The 2,940-nt window shown below is 57.7% G+C and carries 3 protein-coding genes; 1 reads left to right on the top strand and 2 read right to left on the bottom strand.

Annotation, left to right across the window (positions count from 1 at the left end; translation table 11 throughout):
• Nucleotides 1–48 precede the first annotated feature (48 nt).
• Nucleotides 49–1,313, bottom strand: a protein-coding gene (locus SFC07_RS13215) for an IS3 family transposase (RefSeq protein ID WP_411208776.1) whose coding sequence is annotated in 2 segments (ribosomal slippage) — nucleotides 49–1,040 and nucleotides 1,040–1,313 — 1,266 coding nt in all. Because the reading frame shifts where the segments join, the coding sequence is not laid out codon by codon here.
• A 105-nt stretch (nucleotides 1,314–1,418) separates the two neighbouring features.
• Between SFC07_RS13215 and SFC07_RS13210 the strand changes: the two genes are divergently transcribed.
• Nucleotides 1,419–2,297 (top strand): SDR family oxidoreductase, encoded by an 879-nt coding sequence (locus SFC07_RS13210; RefSeq protein ID WP_131386807.1) that lies wholly within the window; start codon nucleotides 1,419–1,421, stop codon nucleotides 2,295–2,297.
• 43 nt (nucleotides 2,298–2,340) lie between these two features.
• Here SFC07_RS13210 and SFC07_RS13205 read toward each other — a convergent pair whose 3' ends face one another.
• Complete coding sequence (locus SFC07_RS13205) at nucleotides 2,341–2,820, bottom strand: hypothetical protein (protein WP_303382134.1); 480 nt, start codon at nucleotides 2,818–2,820, stop codon at nucleotides 2,341–2,343.
• Between the last annotated feature and the right edge of the window lie 120 nt (nucleotides 2,821–2,940).

Here is a 2,940-nt window from a genome sequence, read left to right as displayed (position 1 = left end):
AGTTCCTGACTGGCAGGCCAGTGAACCGTCACGCTTTTGTTGCCGCCGTTAGATTGGCTGAGTGGCCTTCTCAGACACCTGTCTCAGTGTAGCGTGTTCGGCCCAGAACGTGTCCTCGAACTCCGCCGGCGGGACCATCCCCAACGACGAGTGAAGTCGGGACGTGTTGTACCAGTGCACCCACGACGACGTCGCAATCTCCACATCCACCACCGACTCCAGCACCTCGGGGCTGAAGACCCGGTTGCGGATGCACTCGGCCTTGTACAACCCGTTGATCGTCTCCATCAATGCATTGTCGTACGCGTCTCCGACAGTGCCGACTGACGGGCTGATGCCCTCATCGGCCAGCGCACCGGTGAACCTCACCGCCGTGTACTGGCTTCCGGCATCCGAATGATGGATCAACTGGTCACGGTTTACCGGATGATCACCGCGTCTGCGCTCCCACAACGCCAGGCGCAGCGGGATCCGCACCAGTTCCACACCCTTGGACGTCTGCGCGTGCCAGGCGACGAGCCGCTGGGAGAACACGTCGACGATGAACGCGACGTACACCCAGCCTGACGTGGTCATCACGTAGGTGAAGTCCGCGACCCACACCAGGTTCGGTGCCGCTGCGGTGAAGTCCCGGTGCAGCAGATCCGACGCCCGGTCCTCAGGCTGGTTCTTCTTGCTTCGTGACGGTGACTTGCGCCTGCTCACCCCGGCCATTCCGGCGACACCCATCAGCCGGTCGACGGTGCAGTGCGCCACCTCGTGGCCGAGGCGCCGCAGGTGGGCAACCATTTTCCGCCGTCCGTACAACGATTCCGGGGTACCTTTCAGCCCGTGGAGGGTGTCCAGCAGTTGCGCATCGGACACCGTCCTGGGCGACGGGCCGGTGGCCCTGGCGTGACGGTAGGTCCGCGCCGCGATCGCCACACCCTGCCCCCGCAGGACCCGGCAGATCGACTCGACGGCGTGGCCTTGGCTTCTCATCTGGTCGATGAACCCGATGATCAGCGGTTTCGGGGGTCGAGTTCCCCGGCGAAGAAAACCGTCGCCTCCTTGAGGATCTCGTTGGATTCCCGCAGTCGCTTGATTTCCTTGCGCAGGCGCCGGATCTCCTCGTTGTCACCGGTGGTGACACCGGGGGCGTCTCCGGCGTCGATGTCGGCCTGGCGGGCCCAGTTGCGCAGCGTCTCACGCGAGACTCCGAGCTCGTCACCGAGAGCGCGGCACACCGCAGTCATTGACGGGTAGTCACTGCGTTGCTGCTGCACCAGGCGGATGGCCCGGGCCTTGAACTCCGGGTCGTAGTGCTTGTTCATGTTGTTGATCCTTCCTCATTGGAAGGCGGCAAGATACCCGTGACGGTTCAAATCCCTACAATGGATCATGCCCAAAGATTCGTTCGAGGAAAGAGGCGAAGAACAATGCCAAAAGATCCACGTACGCTATACCCAACCGTTGACCCCGACAAACAAACCCAACCCGAACCAGGCCTTGACGTTGAACTGTCACCACAAGCAGATATCGGCTTGGACAGCTACACAGGACACGGCAGGTTGCAGGGCCGGAAAGCTTTAATCACTGGCGGCGATTCCGGAATCGGTGCAGCCGTAGCCATCGCTTATGCCCGCGAAGGTGCAGACGTAGCCATTGCTTATCTGCCAGAAGAACAGCCTGATGCTGATCGCGTGATCAAAGCTATTGAAGACGCAGGACAAAAGGCTTTCGCCTACCCAGGTGATATCAAAGACGCCGACTACTGCCGCACGCTGGTTGATAAAACTGTCGAAGCTCTCGGCGGCCTAGACATCTTGGTCAACAATGCTTCACGCCAAGTGTGGGCCGACGGCCTAACTAACATTGATGATGAAGATTTTCATCAAACCATGCAGGTCAATCTGTACGGGACATTTCGCGTCACCAAGGCCGCTATCCCTCACCTAAAGCCTGGTTCTTCCATCATTTTCACATCCTCGATCCAGGCTTATGAACCTTCAGCAACCTTGCTGGACTATGCCATGACGAAGGCCGCTATGAACAACCTGTCCAAGGGCTTGGCCACCAGCCTTATTGACCAAGGCATTCGCGTAAACTCTGTGGCACCAGGGCCATTTTGGACTCCGCTGCAGCCAAGCCACGGCCAACCGCAGGAAAAGATTGAAGGTTTTGGCCAGCACGCACCAATCGGCAGGGCTGGCCATCCAGTCGAGTTAGCCGGCGCTTACGTCTTCCTAGCATCTGATGAAGCAAGCTATGTAGCCGGTGAAACCCTGGGCGTTACCGGAGGAACACCCACCCCTTAAGCGACACAGCTCTCATGAAGCTGCAACTGCGCTGATCGAAAACCTATCCAGTACCGCTCTCGGCTTGATTCTCGTCCGAGGGCGGTACTTGTTGGTTGTCTAGATCTTCCACCACTGCTACGACTGTGTCCTGCAATTTCCAGTCCAATTCTTCAATCTGGTTTCGCAAATGGGCAGTTTCTTCCGGAGTAGGCACGTAATTAGATACTGGAACGACAAACATTTCCGTATGGAAGATGTGCCCCTGGTCGCGAATGCGCGCCCGGGCTTGCAAGACCCAACCCGTCTCGCGTGCAAGTTGCTCCACTTCTTCAGTCAGTGGGTGCGATTCAGAGTTATCGTAACGAGTAGCCCGTGCATCACTGAGTCCTGATACTGCTGCCTTGATGTTTGTGACCCCAACTTTCACGATGGACACTGAAATTACCAATGCCGCAATCGAGTCAGCCCACCAGAATCCGAGACCAATACCGAGTACACCAATAGCAGTTGCAGCTGCGGTACCCCAATCTGCCTTTGCCATATCAGCATCAGCTTAAAGCAACTTATCGTGTAATTCTTTGGCCAGTCGAAGTTTCATTCGTCCGAGAATAACCATCGGGATAGCGGTATGGTCATGACTGCAGGGGCCAGGCTTTTGGTA

The organism is Corynebacterium callunae, from assembly GCF_046592015.1.
In the GTDB taxonomy this organism is placed as follows: Bacteria; Actinomycetota; Actinomycetes; order Mycobacteriales; family Mycobacteriaceae; genus Corynebacterium; species Corynebacterium callunae_A.
This window is presented reverse-complemented; position numbering and strand designations above follow the sequence as displayed.

Bases quoted from the DNA above. Each gene is read 5' to 3' on its own strand.
- SFC07_RS13210 (WP_131386807.1), top strand. From the start codon at position 1,419: ATGCCAAAAGATCCACGTACGCTATACCCAACCGTTGACCCCGACAAA.
- SFC07_RS13205 (WP_303382134.1), bottom strand. From the start codon at position 2,820: ATGGCAAAGGCAGATTGGGGTACCGCAGCTGCAACTGCTATTGGTGTA.